The sequence below is a fragment of the Halalkalibacter lacteus genome (assembly GCF_036663595.1).
GTDB lineage: Bacteria > Bacillota > Bacilli > Bacillales > Bacillaceae_D > Halalkalibacter > Halalkalibacter lacteus.
In genome coordinates, this window is sequence record NZ_JAWRVL010000017.1 from 21,815 (window position 1) to 43,258 (window position 21,444).

The 21,444-nt window shown below is 37.3% G+C and carries 19 protein-coding genes and 2 tRNA genes; 18 read left to right on the forward strand and 3 right to left on the reverse strand.

Annotated features, from left to right (window positions below; all coding sequences use genetic code 11):
- The first annotated feature begins 23 nt into the window (after positions 1–23).
- The 11 genes from SAZ04_RS13390 to SAZ04_RS13440 all read left to right on the forward strand — a co-directional run bounded on the left by SAZ04_RS13390 (position 24) and on the right by SAZ04_RS13440 (position 8,188).
- Entirely contained in the window at positions 24–1,019 is a 996-nt protein-coding gene (locus tag SAZ04_RS13390; RefSeq protein WP_332695920.1) for a thiamine pyrophosphate-dependent dehydrogenase E1 component subunit alpha, read from the forward strand.
- 17 nt (positions 1,020–1,036) lie between these two features.
- Positions 1,037–2,020, forward strand: a complete 984-nt coding sequence (locus tag SAZ04_RS13395; protein ID WP_332695923.1) for an alpha-ketoacid dehydrogenase subunit beta — start codon at positions 1,037–1,039, stop codon at positions 2,018–2,020.
- A 19-nt stretch (positions 2,021–2,039) separates the two neighbouring features.
- Positions 2,040–3,338 (forward strand): dihydrolipoamide acetyltransferase family protein, encoded by a 1,299-nt coding sequence (locus SAZ04_RS13400; RefSeq protein WP_332695925.1) that lies wholly within the window; start codon positions 2,040–2,042, stop codon positions 3,336–3,338.
- A gap of 240 nt (positions 3,339–3,578) precedes the next feature.
- Positions 3,579–4,049 carry a hypothetical protein gene (locus tag SAZ04_RS13405; protein WP_332695927.1) on the forward strand — a complete coding sequence of 157 codons (471 nt, stop codon included), beginning with the start codon at positions 3,579–3,581 and terminating at the stop codon, positions 4,047–4,049.
- 286 nt (positions 4,050–4,335) lie between these two features.
- The gene (locus SAZ04_RS13410; protein WP_332695929.1) at positions 4,336–5,421 is read left to right on the forward strand and encodes a metal ABC transporter solute-binding protein, Zn/Mn family; all 1,086 of its coding nucleotides are present in this window, start codon (positions 4,336–4,338) and stop codon (positions 5,419–5,421) included.
- Positions 5,422–5,650: 229 nt separating this feature from the next.
- Positions 5,651–5,875, forward strand: coding sequence for a spore coat associated protein CotJA (locus SAZ04_RS13415; RefSeq protein ID WP_332695931.1), 225 nt, complete (start codon positions 5,651–5,653; stop codon positions 5,873–5,875).
- Positions 5,876–5,880: 5 nt separating this feature from the next.
- Complete coding sequence (locus tag SAZ04_RS13420; RefSeq protein ID WP_332695933.1) at positions 5,881–6,147, forward strand: spore coat protein CotJB; 267 nt, start codon at positions 5,881–5,883, stop codon at positions 6,145–6,147.
- A gap of 26 nt (positions 6,148–6,173) precedes the next feature.
- Complete coding sequence (locus tag SAZ04_RS13425) at positions 6,174–6,743, forward strand: manganese catalase family protein (RefSeq protein WP_332695935.1); 570 nt, start codon at positions 6,174–6,176, stop codon at positions 6,741–6,743.
- 342 nt (positions 6,744–7,085) lie between these two features.
- Entirely contained in the window at positions 7,086–7,514 is a 429-nt protein-coding gene (locus tag SAZ04_RS13430; RefSeq protein ID WP_332695937.1) for a BrxA/BrxB family bacilliredoxin, read from the forward strand.
- Positions 7,515–7,668: 154 nt separating this feature from the next.
- Complete coding sequence (locus SAZ04_RS13435) at positions 7,669–8,034, forward strand: hypothetical protein (protein ID WP_332695939.1); 366 nt, start codon at positions 7,669–7,671, stop codon at positions 8,032–8,034.
- 79 nt (positions 8,035–8,113) lie between these two features.
- A tRNA-Arg gene (locus SAZ04_RS13440) sits at positions 8,114–8,188 on the forward strand.
- Between the two features lie 243 nt (positions 8,189–8,431).
- Here the strand turns inward: SAZ04_RS13440 and SAZ04_RS13445 are convergent.
- Positions 8,432–10,615 carry a malate synthase G gene (locus SAZ04_RS13445; protein ID WP_332696022.1) on the reverse strand — a complete coding sequence of 728 codons (2,184 nt, stop codon included), beginning with the start codon at positions 10,613–10,615 and terminating at the stop codon, positions 8,432–8,434.
- Between the two features lie 345 nt (positions 10,616–10,960).
- Here SAZ04_RS13445 and SAZ04_RS13450 point away from each other — a divergent pair.
- A tRNA-Val gene (locus SAZ04_RS13450) sits at positions 10,961–11,033 on the forward strand.
- 103 nt (positions 11,034–11,136) lie between these two features.
- Here SAZ04_RS13450 and SAZ04_RS13455 read toward each other — a convergent pair.
- Together SAZ04_RS13455 and SAZ04_RS13460 are read right to left on the reverse strand one after the other, a co-directional pair.
- Positions 11,137–12,303 (reverse strand): site-specific integrase, encoded by a 1,167-nt coding sequence (locus tag SAZ04_RS13455; RefSeq protein WP_488803347.1) that lies wholly within the window; start codon positions 12,301–12,303, stop codon positions 11,137–11,139.
- A gap of 32 nt (positions 12,304–12,335) precedes the next feature.
- Positions 12,336–12,959: a LexA family protein gene (locus SAZ04_RS13460; RefSeq protein WP_332695943.1), complete on the reverse strand. Its 624-nt coding sequence runs from the start codon at positions 12,957–12,959 to the stop codon at positions 12,336–12,338.
- A gap of 266 nt (positions 12,960–13,225) precedes the next feature.
- Between SAZ04_RS13460 and SAZ04_RS13465 the strand changes: the two genes are divergently transcribed.
- From SAZ04_RS13465 to SAZ04_RS13490, 6 genes are all read left to right on the forward strand, one after another.
- Complete coding sequence (locus SAZ04_RS13465; protein ID WP_332695945.1) at positions 13,226–14,230, forward strand: LacI family DNA-binding transcriptional regulator; 1,005 nt, start codon at positions 13,226–13,228, stop codon at positions 14,228–14,230.
- A gap of 221 nt (positions 14,231–14,451) precedes the next feature.
- On the forward strand, positions 14,452–16,125 hold the full coding sequence (locus SAZ04_RS13470) for a glycoside hydrolase family 13 protein (RefSeq protein ID WP_332695947.1): 1,674 nt from the start codon (positions 14,452–14,454) through the stop codon (positions 16,123–16,125).
- A 21-nt stretch (positions 16,126–16,146) separates the two neighbouring features.
- Positions 16,147–17,397 carry a sugar ABC transporter substrate-binding protein gene (locus SAZ04_RS13475; protein WP_332695949.1) on the forward strand — a complete coding sequence of 417 codons (1,251 nt, stop codon included), beginning with the start codon at positions 16,147–16,149 and terminating at the stop codon, positions 17,395–17,397.
- A gap of 74 nt (positions 17,398–17,471) precedes the next feature.
- A complete protein-coding gene (locus tag SAZ04_RS13480) occupies positions 17,472–18,740 on the forward strand; it encodes a sugar ABC transporter permease (protein ID WP_332695951.1) in 1,269 nt (422 codons plus the stop codon).
- A complete protein-coding gene (locus SAZ04_RS13485) occupies positions 18,741–19,583 on the forward strand; it encodes a sugar ABC transporter permease (protein ID WP_332695953.1) in 843 nt (280 codons plus the stop codon).
- A gap of 574 nt (positions 19,584–20,157) precedes the next feature.
- A complete protein-coding gene (locus SAZ04_RS13490) occupies positions 20,158–21,138 on the forward strand; it encodes a LacI family DNA-binding transcriptional regulator (RefSeq protein WP_332695955.1) in 981 nt (326 codons plus the stop codon).
- Positions 21,139–21,444: the final 306 nt, after the last annotated feature.

Sequence of the window (21,444 nt, forward strand, 5' to 3'; positions counted from 1 at the left end):
TAGTTCTTGAAGGAGGAAGAAAGATGACTGAAAATCGACACCATGCATTAGGCCTATCTGACGAAACAGTACTTGAAATGTATAAAACGATGTTACTTGCAAGAAGAATAGATGAGCGCATGTGGCTTTTGAATCGAGCAGGGAAAATTCCGTTCGTTATTTCGTGTCAAGGTCAGGAGGCGGCTCAAGTTGGAGCTGCGTTTGCACTTGATAGAAACAAGGATTATATATTGCCTTACTACCGGGATATGGGAGTCGTTTTAACGTTTGGAATGACTGCTCAAGACTTAATGTTATCAGGGTTTGCGAAGGCCGAGGATCCAAACTCAGGAGGGCGGCAAATGCCTGGTCATTTTGGACAAAAGAAAAATAGGATTGTAACGGGTTCTTCTCCTGTTACGACTCAAGTTCCTCATGCGGTTGGAATTGCTCTTGGTGGTAAAATGCAAGGAAAGGACATTGTCACGTTTACTACGTTTGGTGAAGGGTCTTCCAATCAAGGAGATTTTCATGAGGGTGCTAACTTTGCAGGGGTTCATAAGCTACCTGTTATTTTCATGTGCGAAAATAACAAATATGCGATTTCAGTTCCGATTGAAAAACAGCTTGCTTGTGAAAAAGTATCAGATCGTGCGATAGGATATGGAATGCCTGGGGTTACTGTTGATGGCAATGATCCTCTTGCTGTCTATGAAGCAGTGAAAACAGCAGTGGATCGAGCACGAAAAGGAGAAGGCCCTTCGTTAATAGAAACCGTATCTTACCGGTTAACACCACACTCCAGTGATGACGATGATCGTGCTTATCGTTCACGTGAAGAGGTGGAGGAAGCGAAAAAACTAGATGCTATTTTTACATTTGCTGATTACTTAAAAGAAATAGGTATCTTAACAGATGAGATTTCTGCAGAATTGGAAAAAGAGATGGCAACGATTATTGATGAAGCGACTGACTATGCAGAACAAGCACCATATGCAGACCCTGAAAGTGCAATGAAGTACGTTTATAAAGAGGAATAGAGAGGAGGAGAAGTACGATGGCTGTCATTTCATATATTGAAGCTGTAACGCAAGCGTTAAAAGAGGAAATGGAACGAGATGAGAACGTGTTTGTTCTTGGAGAAGATGTCGGGGCTCGTGGTGGTGTATTCCGAGCAACAAATGGGCTTTATGAACAATTTGGTGAAGAGCGGGTCATTGATACACCACTTGCTGAATCGGCCATTGCTGGTGTCGGGATCGGTGCTGCTATGTACGGAATGAAACCAGTTGCTGAGATGCAATTCGCTGATTTTATTATGCCAGCTATTAATCAAATTATTTCTGAAGCAGCTAAAATCCGCTATCGCTCTAATAATGATTGGAGTTGCCCAATTACGATTCGCGCTCCATACGGGGGAGGAGTGCATGGTGCGCTTTATCACTCTCAATCAGTTGAAGCGATCTTTGCGAATGTACCGGGATTGAAAATTGTGATGCCTTCAACTCCTTATGATGTAAAAGGCTTATTGAAAGCAGCGATTCGCGATCCAGATCCTGTTTTGTTTTTTGAACATAAACGTGCGTATCGCCTCATTAAAGGAGAAGTACCTGAAGAGGACTACACACTTCCAATTGGAAAAGCCGATGTCAAACGAGTTGGGAAAGATATAACAGTTATAACATATGGTTTATCTGTTCACTTTGCTTTGCAAGCAGCAGAAAGGCTTGAAAAAGATGGAATTAGTGCACATATTCTTGACTTACGCACGGTGTATCCACTTGATAAAGAAGCGATTATCGAAGCCGCTACAAAAACAGGGAAAGTCCTTCTTGTCACAGAGGCTAACAAAGAAGGAAGCATAATGAGTGAGGTAGCAGCGATCATCGCTGAATATTGCTTATTTGATTTAGATGCTCCTATTCAGCGCTTAGCAGGTCCTGATATACCAGCAATGCCGTATGCACCAACGATGGAAAAATATTTTATGATCAATCCTGAAAAAGTCGAAAAAGCAATGCGTGAGCTAGCTGAATTTTAAGCGATAGGAGGGATACCGATTGGCGACAGAAATGAAGATGCCCCAACTTGGAGAGAGTGTGACAGAGGGAACCATTAGCAAATGGCTTGTCGGGCCAGGTCAATTTGTCAATAAGTACGACCCGATTGCCGAAGTAATGACTGATAAAGTAAATGCAGAAGTTCCATCGTCCTACACAGGAACGATTAAAGAGCTTCTCGTTCAAGAAGATGAAACCGTAGAAGTGGGAGTCGTGATTTGTACGATAGAAGTAGAAGGCGGGTCAAGTGATTCGAGCGACCATAAAGACATTCAACAACTAGATACCAAGACTAGTTCAACACCTGAACAGGAGGCGGATCAAACGCAGAAGCGTCGTTACTCACCAGCTGTTTTGCGCATGGCGCAAGAGCATGACATTGATCTCGAACAAGTAACTGGTTCCGGAAAGGGCGGCCGGATCACACGAAAAGACTTGCAACGTCTACTTGATAGTGGAAAACGACCAGTTGCTACTACACCATCAGAGCCGACTAACGGAAAACAAAAGCAAGAGAAGCAAACTACGGCACAGCCTATTGCTAAACCTTTAGATGATATGCCGAAAATGGATATTTCGGTAGCTCAAGGTGATATTGAAATACCTGTTTCGGGAGTAAGAAAAGCTATTGCTGCCAATATGGTCAAAAGCAAAAACGAGGTACCTCATGCTTGGACGATGGTTGAAGTTGATGTTACAAACCTAGTGCAATACCGTAATCAAATAAAGCAAAGCTTTAAAGAAAAAGAAGGATTCAACCTAACCTACCTTCCATTTTTCATTAAAGCAACGGTAGAAGCATTAAAAGAGTTCCCGCAACTAAATTCAATGTGGGCAGGGGAAAAAATCATTCAAAAGAAAGATGTTAATATCTCTCTTGCTGTAGCAACAGAAGATGCGTTATATGTTCCCGTTATTAAAAACGCTGATGAAAAGACCATTAAGGGAATTGGGCGTGAAGTTCAAGAGTTAGCCGGAAAAGTCCGTTCAGGAAAACTAAGCGGAGCAGACATGCAAGGTGGTACGTTTACCGTTAATAATACTGGCTCTTTCGGTTCGGTTCTTTCTGCACCAATTATTAATCATCCACAAGCTGCTATTCTTTCGATTGAATCGATTGTCAAGCGTCCTGTCGTCATTGAAAGTGATGCTGGTGATATGATTGCAATTCGCAGCATGGTCAATCTATGCTTATCGCTTGATCATCGCGTTCTAGACGGTCTTGTTTGTGGACGTTTCCTTGCACGGGTAAAGGAAATACTGGAAAATATGACTGCTGAAACGACGTCTATTTATTAAGAAATATAACTTGCAAAAGCTGTTCGACACTACGTCAACAGCTTTTTGTTTTATCTTAAAATGTAGGGAGAGTTAGTTGGTGAAAATAGCCTTATATCAGAGGTACTAACTGATGAAAAATTGCAGCTCTTTAATATATGGCAATCATTTTGACAAAGGCTAGGTTTTTCTAAATATTTTACATGAATTGGTTCATGTTGGTTACGTTAATACTAACAGAAAGGAAAGGGTGACCAATTCATGAAACGTTTTCACCAGTTGTTTCTTCTCGCACAGATTCTCTTAGTGGCTTCGATCGTTGTTACGTCATTGGCGCCTGTTCAAGCAGAAGTGTCGGGTGAAGAGGGCAATCAAGAGTGCTGTCAGCATGAGAAAGAAGTAGCGAAAGAATTAAAAGTTCATCTCGATTTTTACTATGAATTACTAGCTGAAAAATTTGCACCAAATGAATTAGAAAAATGGAAAGAAATAAGGTCTGAACGTGATTTACTTCAGAAGAAATTAAAAGAAGCAAAACAAAGAGGCGAACTTGAGAATGGAGAAGCTATAGATAAAGCTTGGCTTGATCGCCATAGCGAATTGCATGATTCATTTAATGTAGCTGTCAAAAAGCGTGATGAAGTGCAATTAGGCCAGCTCATCCCACAGATATTTGACCATTACGAAAGGTTAAACAATGTATATAAAGAACGCTTAAACCTAAATAATTGATCAGAAAGTAACTTAGCTAGATCTGTCTCCTAAAGTACTAATTCTACTAACTTGTTATGACTAGTAAAGTAAGGAGGCTGGTCTATTACACAAGTTGCATTTTTTTGAACATATTGTCTTTAACGTTATGGGTAATGCTCGCTAGAAGGCAGTACTTATAGAAAAGAGTTTTTGGACGTTCTGAAGAAAACAAGGGACCTTTGTCTATTTATTGTTTACAAATCGTAAGGCTTACGATATAATTCATAACTGTGATAAAGCGTAATCGTTACGAAAGGGGATTGTTATGAAAAGGTTATCAAGTATGTTTGCTTTTATCCTTATCTTTTCTTCATTTCTAGCAGCATGTGGTGGTGCAGAGCAAACAGAAGAAGAACAACCAGGACAGGGAGAGCCTACTGAAGAAGTTGAGGCATTGGAGTTATATACAACGATTTTTCCACTTGAAGATTTTGCAAATAAAATTGGTGGGGATTTAGTGAATGTAATCAATCTCGTACCAGTTGGTGCAGATGCTCATACATTTGAACCAACTGCCCGCGAAATGATTAGTGTGGCAGAAGGCGATGCATTTATTTATAACGGAGCTGGACTTGAAGGGTTTGTTGATGCTCTTATTGAGACACTTGAGGACGAAGGCGTTGCCATTGTAAAAGCATCAGAAGGAATTGAATTCATCGGCTACGATGATGAACATAGCCATGAGCACGAGGAAGAGAATGAGCATGATGACCATGCACACGAGGAAGAACATGATCATGAGCATGAGCATGAAGAACAAGGACATGAAGAACAAGGACATGAAGAAGATGATGACCACAAGCATGAACAAGATGATCATCACGATCATGATGAGGATCCACATGTGTGGTTAGATCCAATACATTCCATAACTCTTGCAGAAAACATTAAGGATATATTAATTGATTTGATGCCAGAACAAGAAGAGTTTTTTACCGCTAATTTTGAAGAACTAAAAACAGAATTAGAAACAATTGATTCAGAGTTTCAAGCGATGGTGGACGGGGCTGAGAAGGATACATTCCTTGTTTCACATGCAGGGTATGGTTATTGGGAAGAAAGATACGGATTACACCAAATTGCTATTGCAGGTATTTCCCCTACACATGAACCATCTCAACGCCAATTACAAGAAATCATTCAATTGGCAAATGAAAATGAATTAGAATATGTACTGTTTGAACAAAACATTCCAACGAAAGTAGCAGACATCGTGAAAGATGAAGTAGGTGCAGAAGCGCTATACCTTCATAATCTTGAAGCACTTGTTGCAGAAGATGTCGGAAATGGTGAAGATTATTTTAGCTTAATGAGAAGAAATATTGAAGCTTTACAAACGGCTCTTCAGTAAGAACGAGGGGTCCCAAAAAAGATCATACTGCAAATAAGTTGTAGCCCATCGTGAATTAGTATGTATTTCATTCATGGTGGACTTTTCTAGACACTTGCTCAGTGCATTGAGGAAGGATCAAAAGGTAGACTCTTACCTTTTGATCCTTCTTTTTGATGTCTTCTGAATCAGCACTATGCTGCATATAGTTAGTTATGTGAGTAGCGATTAAGACGTGGAGGTGCGCAGCATGAATGAACATACCCAAAGAAAGTATTTTTACCCATACGCAAGTCCATTTGATCCTTGTCCTCCTATAAAGGTTAAATCCTATGAAACCCCACCTAATCTGTACCTCGGGTATCAACCCTATGGATTGCCGCAGTTTCAACCGCGTGAAGCTTTATTCTGTGGAACATTGTGGCCTGCTTTGTATTCCCCATATGAAAACCCGTATAAGTCCGGAAGGGAGTGATGGTAATGAGTCAGAAACAACTTCCGAAAGAGTTTTATCCATTGATGGAGCAACTTCAGGCAGTTGATTTTGTATTGGTTGAATTAACCCTTTATCTAGATACACATCCAAATGATACAAATGCTATTCAACAATTTAATGAAACAGCTCAATATCGTCACCAATTAAGACAACAAGTTGAGCAATATTACGGTCCGTTGCAGCAGTATGGGAACAGTTATAGTGGATATCCATGGAATTGGAATGAGTCACCGTGGCCTTGGCAATTGTAAGTGAGAGAGTGGGGGGATTGATTAATATGTGGATTTATGAAAAAAAACTTCAATATCCAGTGAAAGTAAGTACGTGTAATCCGACGCTAGCTAAATACTTGATAGAACAATACGGTGGTGCGGACGGAGAGCTTGCAGCTGCTCTGCGCTATTTAAATCAACGCTATACGATACCTGATAAAGTGATTGGTTTGTTAACCGATATCGGAACGGAGGAGTTTGCCCATTTAGAAATGATTGCAACGATGATCTATAAATTAACGAAAGATGCGACACCTGATATGTTAAAAGAGGCTGGCCTCGGAGATCACTACGTTAACCATGGGGAAGCTCTGTTTTACCAAAATGCTAGTGGTGTGCCATGGACAGCTTCGTATATTCAAGCGAAAAGTGATCCAATTGCTGATTTATATGAAGATATTGCAGCTGAGGAGAAAGCGAGAGCAACGTATCAATGGATCATTAATATGTCCGATGATCCTGATTTGAATGATGGGTTAAAATTCTTACGAGAGCGAGAGGTTGTGCATTCCCAACGCTTTAGAGAAGCGGTCGAAATGTTGAAGGAGGATAGGGACACGAAGAAAACTTTTTAGTTACGAATAAAGAAAAAATGACCAGACCCCAACGATTGATATCCTTCTAACTTGAACTAGTAGGACGAATCTTGGAGTCAGTCACTATTTTTTTATAATGTACAAGCTTTTTGCTGCAAATAGAGGATGTACAAGAGGGGAGTTGCACGTTGCGCGCTTTCTAGGAGAACCCCACTCCTAGAAAGTTTAAAGTACGGCATCGGCTCCATTCATCGCTTAGAGTTAGTTCAAAAAAGGTCAAAGACCTGACCTTTTTGAACTAACTTTTCAACGCATATTAATTGGATTTCTTAAGGAAACAGGGTACAATAAAAAGAAGAATGCCTGAGAGGTGGAGAGATAATGCAATTTAATTTTTATATGAATGACGTTGTGAACATTGCACGACAAGAAATGGTTGAGGCAGGTTATGAGCAATTACAAACTTCTGAAGAAGTCGATGAAGTATTGAAAAAAGAAGGAACAACCCTTGTGATGATCAACTCTGTATGTGGATGTGCTGGAGGAATCGCTCGTCCAGCAGCTGCGTACATGAAAAATTACGAAACAAAACCAGACCGCTTCGTTACTGTTTTTGCAGGTCAAGATAAGGAAGCTACGGCAAGAGCGAGAGAGTACTTCACAGGTTATGCTCCATCGTCACCTTCATTTGCTCTTTTAAAAGACGGCGAAATTAAAACAATGGTTGAACGTTTTGAAATTGAAGGGCACGAACCGATTCAAGTTGTACAAAAGCTTGAGAAAGCATTTGATGATTACTGCAAAGAATAGGTGATTAAGTTCATGGGAAAAGCTTGAAGGTAAAAACCTTTGATCTTTTCCCTTTTCATGTTGCAGGTAAGCTCAGGAACAATAATTGATTATCTAGACGTGAAAGGTATATATGGTATAATAAACTATAAGTTAAATAAGGAGTGTGCAACAAATGCAAGCTTTGTATGAGCAAATTCAAGTGTATTTAAATATGGAAGAGGAAATTCCTTTTAAGGAATTTGGCGACTATTATCGTAAAGTTCTTGCTGAATTAGGTGAAGTTCAAGACTCATTAGATGAAGAAATGGTTTGGAAAAGCCTATTTATTGTTGAGAATGTAATGTCTAATGCAGAAGGACGTGCTAATTCTGCAAAGGGCTCTGAATCGAAGAAATATGCAAAAATGGCACAACGTCTTCAGTTATGGGCGAAGAACCTCGCTTCACGTTTAGGCGAAGCTGGCTATACGGAAGAGGATATTAGCGAACGCTTTAACCAAATGCTTGAAGAAGGTACACCTGCTACTGAAGCGAAATAGTAAGCAACTGTAAGAGAGAAAGGTGGTTGACATCTGTTCTCTCTTACGTTACATTAGAATATGTCGCTTTGTTATTTGTGCGCCTATGGTGAAAGGGATATCATTCAAGATTCCGGTTCTTGCGTTGTAGGTTCGAGTCCTACTAGGCGCGCCATTAAATAACTTATCTCAGACTACTCTTTTACTTGTTCTAATTTTCTTACCTGAAGAGACTGGCATGACCTATAAGAGACCATCTTTTTGATAGAGATGATTATTTATTTGGTTGAACTATCTTGTTTTTTTATATCATATACGTCTCACAACAATCATAGATCTATTAATTGCAAACTTAACAATCCCCCTTACTATAGAGATTCTGTAGTTGAGGGGGATTGTTTATTAGTTCAATAGATCGTTAGTTGGTTTGTGTTTGAATCATAGCTTTTGCTTCTTTGCGACGTCGATGTAAGATTGGTTCTGTGTAACCACTTGGCTGTTCCTTGCCTTTAAAAACTAGTTCCATAGCAGCTTGGAATGCAACTGAATGATCATAGTCAGTTGCCATTGGGCGATAGCTAGGGTCCGAAACATTTTGCTCATCAACAACTTTTGCCATCCGTTTTAAAGTTTCAAGCACCTGCTCGTTCGTACATACACCATGATGCAGCCAATTTGCCATATGCTGACTGGAAATACGAAGAGTAGCTCGGTCTTCCATTAAAGCTACGTTATTAATATCAGGTACTTTTGAGCAACCGATCCCTTGATCAATCCAGCGAACGACATACCCAAGAATTCCTTGAGCGTTGTTGTCTAATTCTTGCTGAATGTGTTCAGAGCTCCATTCAGGATTTTCGGCAATTGGAAATTGCAAAATAGAATCTGTTAAATCATTCGAGCTTTTCATTAACTCGTTTTGGACAGTCGGTAGATCAATCTCATGATAATGCAATGCATGCAATACAGCAGCAGTGGGAGAAGGAACCCAAGCCGTGTTTGCACCTGCTTTTAAATGATCACTCTTTTGCTGTAACATATCAGCCATCAAATCTGGCATAGCCCACATTCCTTTACCAATTTGAGCACGTCCCTTGAAGCCAGCAGCTAAACCTACGTTTACATTAGATGTTTCATAAGCATGTAGCCATGTTGACAATTTTATTTCATTTTTTCGAACCATAGGACCTACTTCCATAGACGTATGTATTTCATCACCAGTTCTGTCTAAGAAGCCCGTATTAATGAAGACAACTCTTTCTTTTACTTGACTAATACACGCTCTCAAGTTCAAGCTAGTACGTCGTTCCTCATCCATCACACCAATTTTAAGCGTGTTTCGGTCTAAACCTAGCATATCTTCAACGCGCGTAAAGAGTAGATTCACAAATGCCACCTCTTTTGAACCATGCATTTTCGGTTTAACAATATAGACAGATCCTTTTTCTGAATTTTTCATTTGGCCCCGGCCAAGTAATTCTTGCTTAGCTAGTAAGCTAGTCACGACACAATCTAAAATGCCCTCAGGAATTTCTTCTCGAGTTTGGTCGAGTACAGCGTCAGTTGTCATTAAATGTCCAACATTTCGAACGAACATAAGGGAGCGTCCTTTTAATTTAAATACTTCACTAGCAGGTGACATGTATTCACGATCTTCATTCAGCTTTCGTGTAATAGCCTTCGTACCTTTTATGAAAGTAGTCGTTAAGTTGCCTTTCATTAACCCTAACCAATTACGATACACTTCAATTTTATCATTAGCATCTACAGCGGCTACGGAATCCTCACAATCCATGATCGTTGTAAGGGCGGCTTCCATAAAGACGTCTTTTACTCCGGCTAGATCCGTTTGCCCAATTGGATGGCTAGAATCAATTTGAATTTCAAAATGTAAGCCATTATTTTTAAATAAGATGGCAGATGGAGCATCAGCTGGCCCTTGAAACCCGACTAACTTTGAAGTATCTTCTAGGCTAGTAGTTTCTCCTGTAGAAAGGGAAACGGTGAGCTGCCCATCATGTATTGTATAATTCTCAACCTCTTTATGTGAGCCCTTTTCTAGGCGGATCGTTTGATCTAGAAACTCCTTTGCATATTCAATAACTTTCTGTCCGCGTACCTCATTGTATGTTGCTCCCCGATGGGCTCCGCCTTCTTCACTAATCGCATCCGTTCCGTACAGAGCGTCATATAAACTGCCCCAACGCGCATTGGCCGCATTAATAGCATAGCGAGCATTGTTTACTGGCACGACTAACTGAGGACCAGCTTGAGATGTAATTTCATGGTCTACTCTTTGAGTTGTTATTTCAAACTCTTCTACTTCTGGTTCAAGATAGCCAATCTCTTTCAAGAATAACTTATAGTTACCAAAGTCAAAGTTTTTTTTATTTGCTTGATGCCAATTACTTATTTCCTTTTGTAGTTCTTCTCGCTTCGATAATAGTGCTTTATTTTCGGGGATTAAGTCATGAACTAGAGATTCAAAATCAGCCCAAAATTGTTCGGCGGTAAGTCCGCTACCTGGAAGAGCTTCGGAAAGAATGAATTCATAAAAATTTGGATTGACTTGAAGATTACCTATTGTTCTGAAATTTGTCATCATATTCCCTCCTCGTTTTAGATCGTTCTTTATCTACCTTTATTATATAGACAACAAGTGTCATAACGAAAATACATATTTGGAATAATCAATATGCCCTTTAGTTATATTTATGAACTGATAGATAAGATTCAAATTGAGAAGGGAGGAGCTATCATTGATGTCCTTAATATATGATCAGAAAATATCTCTTTTTTTCTAAATCTATGCTAAGTAATGTTGCAAACTATAAAAGAGAGAATTTGTTTTTAATGCATGTATTACTATTCTTTTTGGATGAAATTGTATTGACAGTTAAAGATACATCGTGTATATTAATAAATGTCGCTACACTATTAACAACATGATCCGTTAGCTCAGCTGGGAGAGCGCCACCTTGACAGGGTGGAGGTCACTGGTTCGAACCCAGTACGGGTCATTTCCTAAAAAGCTAGTCATAACGCGCCTTCTCAGGTTTTGAGAGGCGTGTTTTTAGTTGTTGGAAACTGAAAGAAGAGGGTTTTGATCACAATTTGATCACATTATTTTGCGTTTCGTTTTTTGTGTGGTTTTTTCTGATAGAAGGTAGAGCCAAAGTCTGCTGCAATTTCTTCTTGAATATTTGGCATGATGTGAGCGTACGTTTCCATGAGTGTTCGAACATCATGTCCAAGTCTCTCAGAAACAGCTTTCGGGTTTGCTCCATTTTGAAGCAACATGGATGCGTGTGTATGACGCATATCATGAAAATCAATTTGTCTAACTCCGGCTTTTTTCATATATCGGTAAAATGTTCGAAGGATGTTTCTTTGGTTAATAGGTGTCCCTTTTGACGTAGGAATAACTAAGTCAAAGTCGTTATACTCTTCACCTAAAAACATTTTTTCTTTAGTGATCCGTCGTTTTTGCTTGATTAACTCTTGCATCGTTTCATGATCAATACGAATGCTATGTTGACTGTTTTTTGATTTAACTTTAGGGTCGAGTGCGCTTGTTCCACGCTCAAGTGTTTGGTCGACTGAAATTGTGTTTCTTTCAAAGTAAACATGTTTCCAGGTTAATGCTAAGATCTCACTTTGTCGCATACCAGTTGTTAAAGCAAGGAGGAAAGCGACATATTCCCGATGCTCTTTCACGTGATCAAGGAACTTTCTACATTCATCGTATGTCCATATCTGAATTTGTTTTTTGTTTAGTCTAGGTGCTTCTACGATAGAAGCAACATTCTCAACGATAAATTTCTTTTTTACTGCATAAGAAAGGATTTGTTTACAAAGTTTATGAACATCATTGATGGTTGTACTAGAGAGACCTTTTTCTGTTTTTAGTTGTTCGTAGAAGATGTTTAAATGTTCATCTGTTAGCTTTGAAACTTGAATATACCCAAGAGCTGGAACTATGTGATTTTTTAGTAGTCGTTGGTATTTGGTTAATGTCACATCACGTATCTTCTTTTTACTTAAGATCCACTTATCAATTAACTCATGTAAAAGTAGTTTTTTAGGTGGAGCGATTGCGCCCCGACTAAATTGGTTGATCAACTTCGCGCAGTCGGCTTCCGCATCCTTTTTCGTATCAAATCCTCTTTTTAACTTTTGTAGTCTCTTACCTGTTGCTGGATCTATTCCTAAATCAACCTGATACATCCACTTATAACCCTTTGAATTGCTTTTTACTGAGTACTTTTTAAAAGTAGCTATTTTTCTCACCTCCTTTCAAGTACAGAAAGAGCAAGGTTATTTTATAGTGGTTCAAAAATAACCTGTACAACTTTTCCGTAAATCTTGGCATTATTATCCTTAATCAAAAGAGGTTCGTACTTGGCGTTATCAGGATATAGAAACACATCTCCAGTTTCTGTTTTTCTGACACGTCTTAGGCTTGCATCTTCTCCTTTAATAGCAACAACAGCAATTTCTCCGGACTCCACATCATCTTGTCGTTGAACGAGTACGCGGTCGCCTTTGCAAATTCGACTTCTTCCTTCCATAGAATCACCTTGGACTTCTAGAATGAATACTTCACCTTCTCGATATTTGCCGTCATCGGGAATATAGGTGTATTCAATAATGTTCTCTTCTGAATCGATCGGATCATCGATTGTAATTTTTCCAATGACTGGCACGCGTATCACCCCATGAATCTTTTTGATTTCTGGAGCTGAAGAATGGTGGCCTAAAAGCGCATTTGGTGAGAGGTTAAACAACGATGAGATTTCTTTGAGGCGATTGGGACGAGGAATTTTTTCATCACGCTCATAAGATGCAATAGAAGCTTGAGTGACCCCCAACAATTCTCCAAGTTTAGCTTGAGTGAGGTTACGCTTCTTACGTTCCTCTTTTAGGAGTTTTCCAAATGTTCGCACAATTACTCAGCTGCCTTCCTCTATTAATAATATAAAATGTCTAATTTTGTCAATGACTTTGGGTCATCTTTTTATTTATTATATCACTTTAAGTAATAGTTTCAATAAAATTATAACTTTTCATTGTTTAGATAGTGAAGATGTTTACTTAAACTAAAATGGAGGGGATAGATAAAATAATTTTTAAAAATTTTAGATTGAAAGGCTTTACCTTCTATGTTAATATAAACGTAACCGGTTACGTAATTAGGAAGAAGGATATAATTATGACCTACACAATCAAAGATGTAGCCAAAAAAGCAAATGTATCAACAGCAACAGTTTCTAGGATATTGAACGACCAAGGTGGTTATTCAGAAAAGACAAAAAGAAAAGTACTTAATATTATTCAAGAATTAGATTACTATCCTAGTGGGATAGCAAGAGGATTGACTAATAAAAGAACAGATACTATTGGTGTATTAGTCCCTAACTTAACAAGTTCTTTAATTACTGAATTTTTGAATGGAATTGAGTCAGTCGCACACAAGATAGGATCGAGCGTTATCGTATGTCACACAGAGTCGCATGGTGTCAAAACTATGAAATATCTGCAACTATTACATGAAAAACGAATCGATGGTCTTATTTTAGCTAGTACAGTACTGAAAAAAGAGTATTATGATTATATCGTAAAGATGAGAGTTCCAGTTGTTCTGTTGTCTGCTTATTCAGAATTTCCCGTCCCTTACATTACAGCAAATGACTACGAAGCTGCGTACACAGGGACCAAGTATTTAATACAAAAAGGTCATAAGGATATTGGGATGATTAGTGGAAATAAAGAAGAATTGATTGCCGGTAACCTTATTCCCAGAGTAGAGGGTTTCAAAAGCGCTCTTTTTGACTACAACATACCTTTTAATGAAAGTTATATTGAGTATGGGAAGTTTTCTATCGATGATGGAGTAACTGGCCTCAAACATTTGTTAAATCGAGTACCCGATCTTACAGCTATTTTTACAGAGAATGATGAAATTGGTATGGGTGTCTTATCTGCAGCTTATAATTTAGGTATTAAAGTTCCTGAAAAATTATCCGTTATTGGCATGGACGATATAAGTTTATGTAAGTTTATGTCTCCACCGCTGACATCCGTTTCTCTATCTCATAATGAAATGGCAGAAAAAGCTGCAAATCTGATGTTTAAAATGATTAATTCGGACACAGAAGTAAGTAATTGCATCCTTGATCATCAAATTATTGAGAGACAGAGTGTACGCTCGCAATAGTCTTTCTTTCAGAAATACGTAACCGGTTACGTAACATTTACTGACTCAAAGTATAAAGAGAGTTAGGGTTTTAGTGTATTGGGTTAATTTTATTTTTTTAGTTTTACGTAACCGGTTACGTAAAACTAAAACAAATTTAATTTAAAGGGTTAAAAACTTAATTACTTAGTTAATCCCTGTAACTGAAGATGAAACTATTTAAAATCAGGAGTGTAATATTTATGCAGAAAAAATGGTGGAAAGAAAGTGTAGCTTATCAGGTCTATCCAAGAAGTTTTAAAGATAGTAATGGAGACGGAATTGGTGATCTGCAAGGAATGATTCAAAAACTTGATTATATTAAAAGTTTAGGTGTAGATGTGATATGGATATGCCCAATGTATAAGTCGCCTAACGATGATAATGGTTACGATATATCTGATTATCAAGATATTATGGATGAATTTGGTACGATGAAAGATTTTAACCAATTGCTAGAAGAAGTTCATGATCGCGATATGAAATTAATTATTGATTTAGTAATAAACCATACTAGTGATGAACATGATTGGTTTATTGAGTCCCGATCTTCTAAAGAGAACCCGAAACGTGATTGGTATATTTGGCGAAAAGGGAGAGAAGATGGGAAACCGCCTAACAACTGGGAGTCAATTTTTAGTGGTTCGATTTGGGAATATGATAAACAGACTAACGAATACTTTATGCACTTATTTTCTAAACGACAACCTGATTTAAATTGGGAGAATCCAGAAGTGCGTCAGACATTGTACGATACAGTGAATTGGTGGCTGGATATGGGGATAGATGGTTTCCGTATTGATGCTATTTCACATATTAAAAGAGAGCATGGATTCCCTGATTTGCCTAATCCAAAAAAGCTAGATTTTGTACCTGCTGCAAAATATACCACCAATGTGAAAGGGATCGAGAAATTTTTAAGTGAGTTCTCAGAAAAGACAGTCAAAAACTATGATGTAATGACTGTTGGTGAAGCTGGTGGTGTAACTGTCAAAGATGCAGATTCTTGGGTAGGAGAAGATAATGGTTATTTTAATATGATCTTTCAGTTTGACCATGTAGCGTTATGGGATAAGGGGAAAGAAAATACAAAAGATTTATTAGGCTTAAAAAAAGCATTAAGTAAATGGCAAGTTGGACTAGAGGGAAAGGGATGGAATGCTTTATTTTTAGAAAATCATGATTTGCCTAGAAGTGTTTCATGCTGGGGTGATGATGAACGCTATTGGAAAGAAAGCGCAAAGATGCTTGCAACAACTTACTTCTTAATGCAAGGTACTCCTTTTATCTATCAAGGACAAGAAATTGGAATGACAAATGTCCAGTTTAAGAGCATCGAAGATTACAATGATGTAGGAATGCTAAATTTTTATCATAAAAAACGTGAACTAGGTGAATCTCACGAAGATTTAATGAAAATAATTTGGGCTCAATGTCGAGATAATTCCCGGACACCAATGCAATGGAATGCGGACAAAAACTCTGGTTTCTCTACCACGAGCAATACATGGTTAAAGATGAATCCAAATTATATTTCTATTAATGTCGCAGACCAATTGGAAGATGAGGATTCGATTTTAAATTTCTATAAAGATCTTATAAAACTAAGAAAAGATAATGAAGTTTTTGTTTACGGGTCTTATCAGTTATTACTACCTGATCACCCTGAAATATTCGCTTATTTACGTATTTTAGACGACAAAAAGGCATTGATTATCTGTAATATGACCGAAAAGGTAATTACGGTTGAGCTACCAGATGACCTAAAATACGATGAGTCTTCACTTATTTTAAAAAATTATAAAAAGCAAAAAGGTAGTTTATCAAAAGAATTAAAGTTTAGACCTTATGAAGCTTGTGTGTACTCACTAATTTAAAACAACTTAGGGGGAAATAAAATGTTAAAGACCAAATTAATAACATATGGTTTTGTAGTGATGTTAGTACTATCAATAATTTTGACAGCTTGCGGACCGCAACGTGACACAACGGAGATCGAACAGGAAACAAGTAATGGCGAAGCTCCAGACAAGCCAGAAGAACTGACTTTTTGGGCATGGGATGATGTTATATCTACATTTCAAGTTATCGGAGATAGATATACAGAAGAAACAGGCATTAAGGTGAACGTGATAGATGCTCAAAATGCGGACCTATCCCTAGATGCACCTGCAGGGAAAGGACCTGATTTATATTACGAAACACATGACCGCATAGGTGATTCATATTTACAAGGTGTAGCATCGGAATTGACATTAACAGAAGAACAACGAAGCGGTTATGAAGAGTCTGCACTAGAAGCGTTTACGTACGACGGTAAATTATTAGGAATCCCCTCATCAGTTGAAACAATTGGTTTGTTCTATAATAAAGAACTTGTCCCTGATGCTCCTAAGACAATAGAAGATATTACAAATATTGCAGCAAGTTTAACTAATACTGAGAAAGATGAGTATGGATTTTTAAATGTCACATCAGATTTTTATCCAATGTTCCCTTTTTTAACTGCAGCAGGTGGATATGTTTTTGGAGAGAATGAAGAAGGTGGATTTGATACGAGTGATATTGGATTAGCATCTGATGAAGTAGTAGAGGGAGCAAATTTAATTCGTTCTTGGCATGAAAGTAATTATATTCCCAAAAGTGTTACTTACGATGTTATGAATGGATTATTCCGTGATGGTAAAGTAGGAGCTATTATTTCAGGTCCTTGGGGAATCCCTGATTTTAGTTCTGGTTTAGGTGATAACTTAGCAATTGCCCCACTCCCAACATTTAACGGCAATCAATTACAATCGTTTTTAGGAGTAAAAGGAATGGCTATCTCAGAATATAGCGAAAACAAATATTGGGCGACAGATTTTGCATTATTTATGTCCAATCCTGAAAACTCTAAGTTTCTGTTCGATGAACTTAAACGCATTCCGGCACGGGGGGATGTAACAGTAGACGATGAGCTATATCAAGGAATTCAAGAACAGATACAATATGCTGTCCCAATGCCTAATATACCTGAAATGGCCCAAGTTTGGGACCCAATGGGTGACGCATTAGTGTTCATTTCTCAAGGGGAAGATCCAAAGGAAGTATTAGAAGAAGCTGTAGCTAACATAAAAGAACAAATCTCACTTTTAGATGGAAGTAACTAATTTTTTAGAGAGTACGGTGAAAGAATGCATTAAGCATTCTTTCACTTTAGATTGCCAAAGGCAGGTGTAAGTATATGAATAAGGAAAAACATAATCCAACGGTAGCAACTACGTTATCAATCATTCCTGGATTAGGGCAAATGTATAACCGTCGTTTCTTGAAAGGAACAATCTTTTTTCTGTTATTTATCGCGTTTACAATGACCTTTTATCAATTTTTAAATATAGGATATTGGGGCCTTTTTACTCTTGGTGAAGTTCCTAGATTAGATGATTCGCGTGTCTTACTCGCTCAAGGGATTATTTCACTTATCATTACAGGTTTTGCATTGACTTTTTATATATTAAATTTAATGGATGCGTATAAAGATGCTGTGCAACTTCAGAAAGGTTATCGTCCTAATAGTTTAAGAGAAGGTTTTAAAGATGGTTGGGATAAGAGTTTTCCATATTTACTTGTAGGTCCTGGACTATTCTTATTAGTATTTGTTGTTGTATTTCCATTACTATTCATGGTCTTTTTAGCTTTTACGGATTATAACTTATATAATTCTCCACCGAGAAACTTATTGAATTGGGTAGGGTTTGATAACTTTACTTCTTTACTGACAGTACCAATTTGGCGTAGTACATTTTTGAGTGTTCTCTCTTGGACAATTATTTGGACATTAGTGGCTACTACCTTACAAATTGCATTGGCTCTAATATTAGCAATTTTTGTTAATGATCCAAGAATCAAGTTTAAAAAATTTATAAGAACTGTATTGATTTTACCATGGGCTGTCCCAGGGTTTGTTACTATTTTAATTTTCGCTGCACTGTTTAATAATGACTTTGGTGCAATCAATCGTGAGATTCTAATACCACTTTTTGGCCAAGCTATTCCATGGATGACGGATCCATTCTGGGCGAAAATGGCACTTATAGGTATACAAGTTTGGTTAGGTTTTCCTTTTGTATTTGCTATCTTCACGGGGATATTACAAAGTATTTCCAAGGATTGGTACGAAGCGGCGGATATGGATGGAGCTTCTAGTTGGCAAAAATTTAGAACCATAACATTTCCTCATGTAATGTTTGCAACAGCGCCATTACTAATCATGCAGTATGCGGGGAATTTTAATAACTTTAATATAATTTATCTCTTTAATCAAGGTGGACCTGCTGTGCGAGGACAGAATGCTGGTGGTACGGATATTTTGATTTCATGGGTTTATAATTTAACCTTTGAAACTCAAAATTACAATATGGCCGCTGCAATTTCAATCATTATCGGGTTGGTTATTGCTACATTTGCATTTTATCAATTCCGACGCACGCGTTCCTTCAAGGAGGAAATGTAAATGTCTAGAAAAACCAAAAGCAATTTACAAGTAGCAGGAATTTATGCATTTATTGGGATCGTCTTTGTAGTAATATTATATCCATTAATGTGGACAATCGGTCTATCGTTAAATCCAGGAACAAGCTTATACGGGTCTTCTATGATTCCTGAAAACTTTTCATTTGTTCATTATCAGTGGCTCTTTTTTAATCCCGCTAGTGACTATTTACTTTGGTACAAAAATACATTAATTGTTGCAGTAATTACATCTATTAGCGCTGTAGTAATTGTTTCTCTTATTGCATATGCTTTTTCAAGATATCAATTTATAGGAAGAAAGAATGGTATATACACCTTCTTGCTATTACAAATGTTTCCAGTACTTATGGCGATGGTTGCCTTATACATTCTTTTAAACATGGTCAACTTGCTAGATTCATTAACTGGTTTAATTTTGATTTATATAGGTGGAGCAATTCCAATGAATGTTTTCTTGGTAAAAGGGTATTTTGACACGATCCCTAAAGAATTAGATGAGTCAGCGAAAATTGATGGAGCTGGGCATCTTAGGATTTTCTTTACCATTATGTTACCATTAGCAAAACCAATTTTAGCAGTAGTTGCTCTTTTTAACTTTATGACCCCATTTATGGACTTTATTCTTCCAAGTATCATTTTGCGAAGTCCAGAAAATTATACATTAGCCTTAGGTTTATTTAATTTTATTAATGAACAATTTGGTAATAACTTTACTCGTTTTGCTGCTGGGGCGGTTCTAATTGCAATACCTATCGCAACTGTCTTTTTGTTCCTGCAACGATATCTAATTTCAGGACTAACATCTGGTGCTACGAAGGGGTAGTCAGGGAATAAGGATTTTTATAAATTGTTTTATTTCGTTTAAAGGAAGACATTCCAATTGTCAGTGAACAGAAGGTTTATAACAGTTTATTTTTAGAAAAAGTGCTAATAAGCAACTTAAATAATTAAAGGCAAGGGGAAAAATCCTTGCCTTTTTTAATAGAAAAATTCTAAGGCAGATTATATTATACTATCAGGTAAACTGTTTGTAGTTTCTGTTGAATGTTTTAGATAAAACATTTGATAATCTAGGAACTAAAAAGTGAAGTAGCTTCAAGCATTTTGATGGCAAGTTAGATCGGCACAATAAGTTATTTCAAATTGTTATCAAAAGTAAATTTAGAGCATTTATAGCTGAAGACTTACTAGTGCGGAAGTAGTATTTAAAGAAAATACAGATAAAAGTAAGTACACGTTAAAGATTACGATTGTATCTAGGGGTGTTATTAGTGAATTATATAATGAATTTGTGCATGAGATAATAAAAAATTATAGTCAATTCATAATAATGGCTAAGAGTTTTTTTATTTCCTGTTATAATATAATAAACTTACTTTCATTTTAGGAGAACATACATGGTTACTATAGCAGATATTGCAAAAATGGCAGGAGTCGCAAAAAGTACTGTTTCACGGTATTTAAATGGTGGATACGTGAGTCAGGCTACTAAACAAAAAATAGAGAAGATCATTGAAAAGACAGATTATGTGCCAAATTCTTTTGCGCAAAGTCTTAAAGCGAGAGTGACAAATTTAATCGGAGTAGTTGTTCCGCGGCTTGATTCATACTCAGCTTCAAGGACTATGATAGGAATTGATGATCAACTAAGAGAGTTAAACTTAAAGATGGTTGTCGCCAATTCAAGCTTAAGTGTCGAGAGAGAAATAGAAAACATATATAGCCTAGCTCATCAAAAAGTTGCAGGGTTAATATTATTGGCGACAGAGATTACAGATGCTCATTTAGAGGTATTTAAAAAAATCAACATTCCTGTATTAATCGTTGGCCAAAAACATACGGATGTCTATTGCTTAATTCATAATGATGAGCAGGGAGCGTATGAATTAGGAAAGTATGTGGTTTCAAAAGGGCACAAAAGAATTGCTTTTTTAGGGGTGACAGAGAAGGATATCGCAGTTGGTCTTAATAGAAAAGAAGGTTTTAAAAAAGCTGTAACGGAAGGAGAGTATAGTAGCATTCAATTTTACCAAACAACATTTAATAGTGATGATGCCAGTGAAATGGCCGAGGATATTATTGATGACTATAATCCATCTATTATTGTGTGTTCAACGGATAATATGGCGCTTGGCGTAATGAAAGCAGCCCGTCGTAAAGGACTAAGAATACCTGAAGATTTATCCATTACAGGTTTTGGAGGGTATAGCATTTCAGAGTACACATATCCAGGGTTAACCACAGTCAAATTTCACTATAAGACGGCAGGGCGAATGGCCGCTCGAAAAATACATAATTTAATTAATAACCAGGATATCGAAGTGTGTACAATCATAGACTTTGAGATTTTAAAACGAGAAAGTGTTGACAAGATATAATAGTGGAAAGTACAATACAAATACAGAACCGGTTCTATATTATGCAAAAGAACTATTTGTATAATTTAGATTTCTTTTTATCTTTTGGGGAACCGATACCATGTGTACTGTAGATGTTTTACAGGCTGAATATATTAAAGTGAAGCTACATGTAATTTCTTGCGATAATACGGAACTGCTCTATATTATGCAAAAGAATTATTTATTTGACTTAGAGTTATTTTTTATCTTCTTCAGGAACCGATACCACATGTATTGTAGATGTTTTACGGCCTGAAATACATTAATGGTGAAGTGTAAACCATA

Bases quoted from the DNA above. Each gene is read 5' to 3' on its own strand.
- SAZ04_RS13390 (WP_332695920.1), top strand. From the start codon at position 24: ATGACTGAAAATCGACACCATGCATTAGGCCTATCTGACGAAACAGTA.
- SAZ04_RS13395 (WP_332695923.1), top strand. From the start codon at position 1,037: ATGGCTGTCATTTCATATATTGAAGCTGTAACGCAAGCGTTAAAAGAG.
- SAZ04_RS13405 (WP_332695927.1), top strand. From the start codon at position 3,579: ATGAAACGTTTTCACCAGTTGTTTCTTCTCGCACAGATTCTCTTAGTG.
- SAZ04_RS13410 (WP_332695929.1), top strand. From the start codon at position 4,336: ATGAAAAGGTTATCAAGTATGTTTGCTTTTATCCTTATCTTTTCTTCA.
- SAZ04_RS13415 (WP_332695931.1), top strand. From the start codon at position 5,651: ATGAATGAACATACCCAAAGAAAGTATTTTTACCCATACGCAAGTCCA.
- SAZ04_RS13420 (WP_332695933.1), top strand. From the start codon at position 5,881: ATGAGTCAGAAACAACTTCCGAAAGAGTTTTATCCATTGATGGAGCAA.
- SAZ04_RS13425 (WP_332695935.1), top strand. From the start codon at position 6,174: ATGTGGATTTATGAAAAAAAACTTCAATATCCAGTGAAAGTAAGTACG.
- SAZ04_RS13430 (WP_332695937.1), top strand. From the start codon at position 7,086: ATGCAATTTAATTTTTATATGAATGACGTTGTGAACATTGCACGACAA.
- SAZ04_RS13435 (WP_332695939.1), top strand. From the start codon at position 7,669: ATGCAAGCTTTGTATGAGCAAATTCAAGTGTATTTAAATATGGAAGAG.
- SAZ04_RS13445 (WP_332696022.1), bottom strand. From the start codon at position 10,615: ATGACAAATTTCAGAACAATAGGTAATCTTCAAGTCAATCCAAATTTT.
- SAZ04_RS13465 (WP_332695945.1), top strand. From the start codon at position 13,226: ATGACCTACACAATCAAAGATGTAGCCAAAAAAGCAAATGTATCAACA.
- SAZ04_RS13470 (WP_332695947.1), top strand. From the start codon at position 14,452: ATGCAGAAAAAATGGTGGAAAGAAAGTGTAGCTTATCAGGTCTATCCA.
- SAZ04_RS13475 (WP_332695949.1), top strand. From the start codon at position 16,147: ATGTTAAAGACCAAATTAATAACATATGGTTTTGTAGTGATGTTAGTA.
- SAZ04_RS13480 (WP_332695951.1), top strand. From the start codon at position 17,472: ATGAATAAGGAAAAACATAATCCAACGGTAGCAACTACGTTATCAATC.
- SAZ04_RS13485 (WP_332695953.1), top strand. From the start codon at position 18,741: ATGTCTAGAAAAACCAAAAGCAATTTACAAGTAGCAGGAATTTATGCA.
- SAZ04_RS13490 (WP_332695955.1), top strand. From the start codon at position 20,158: ATGGTTACTATAGCAGATATTGCAAAAATGGCAGGAGTCGCAAAAAGT.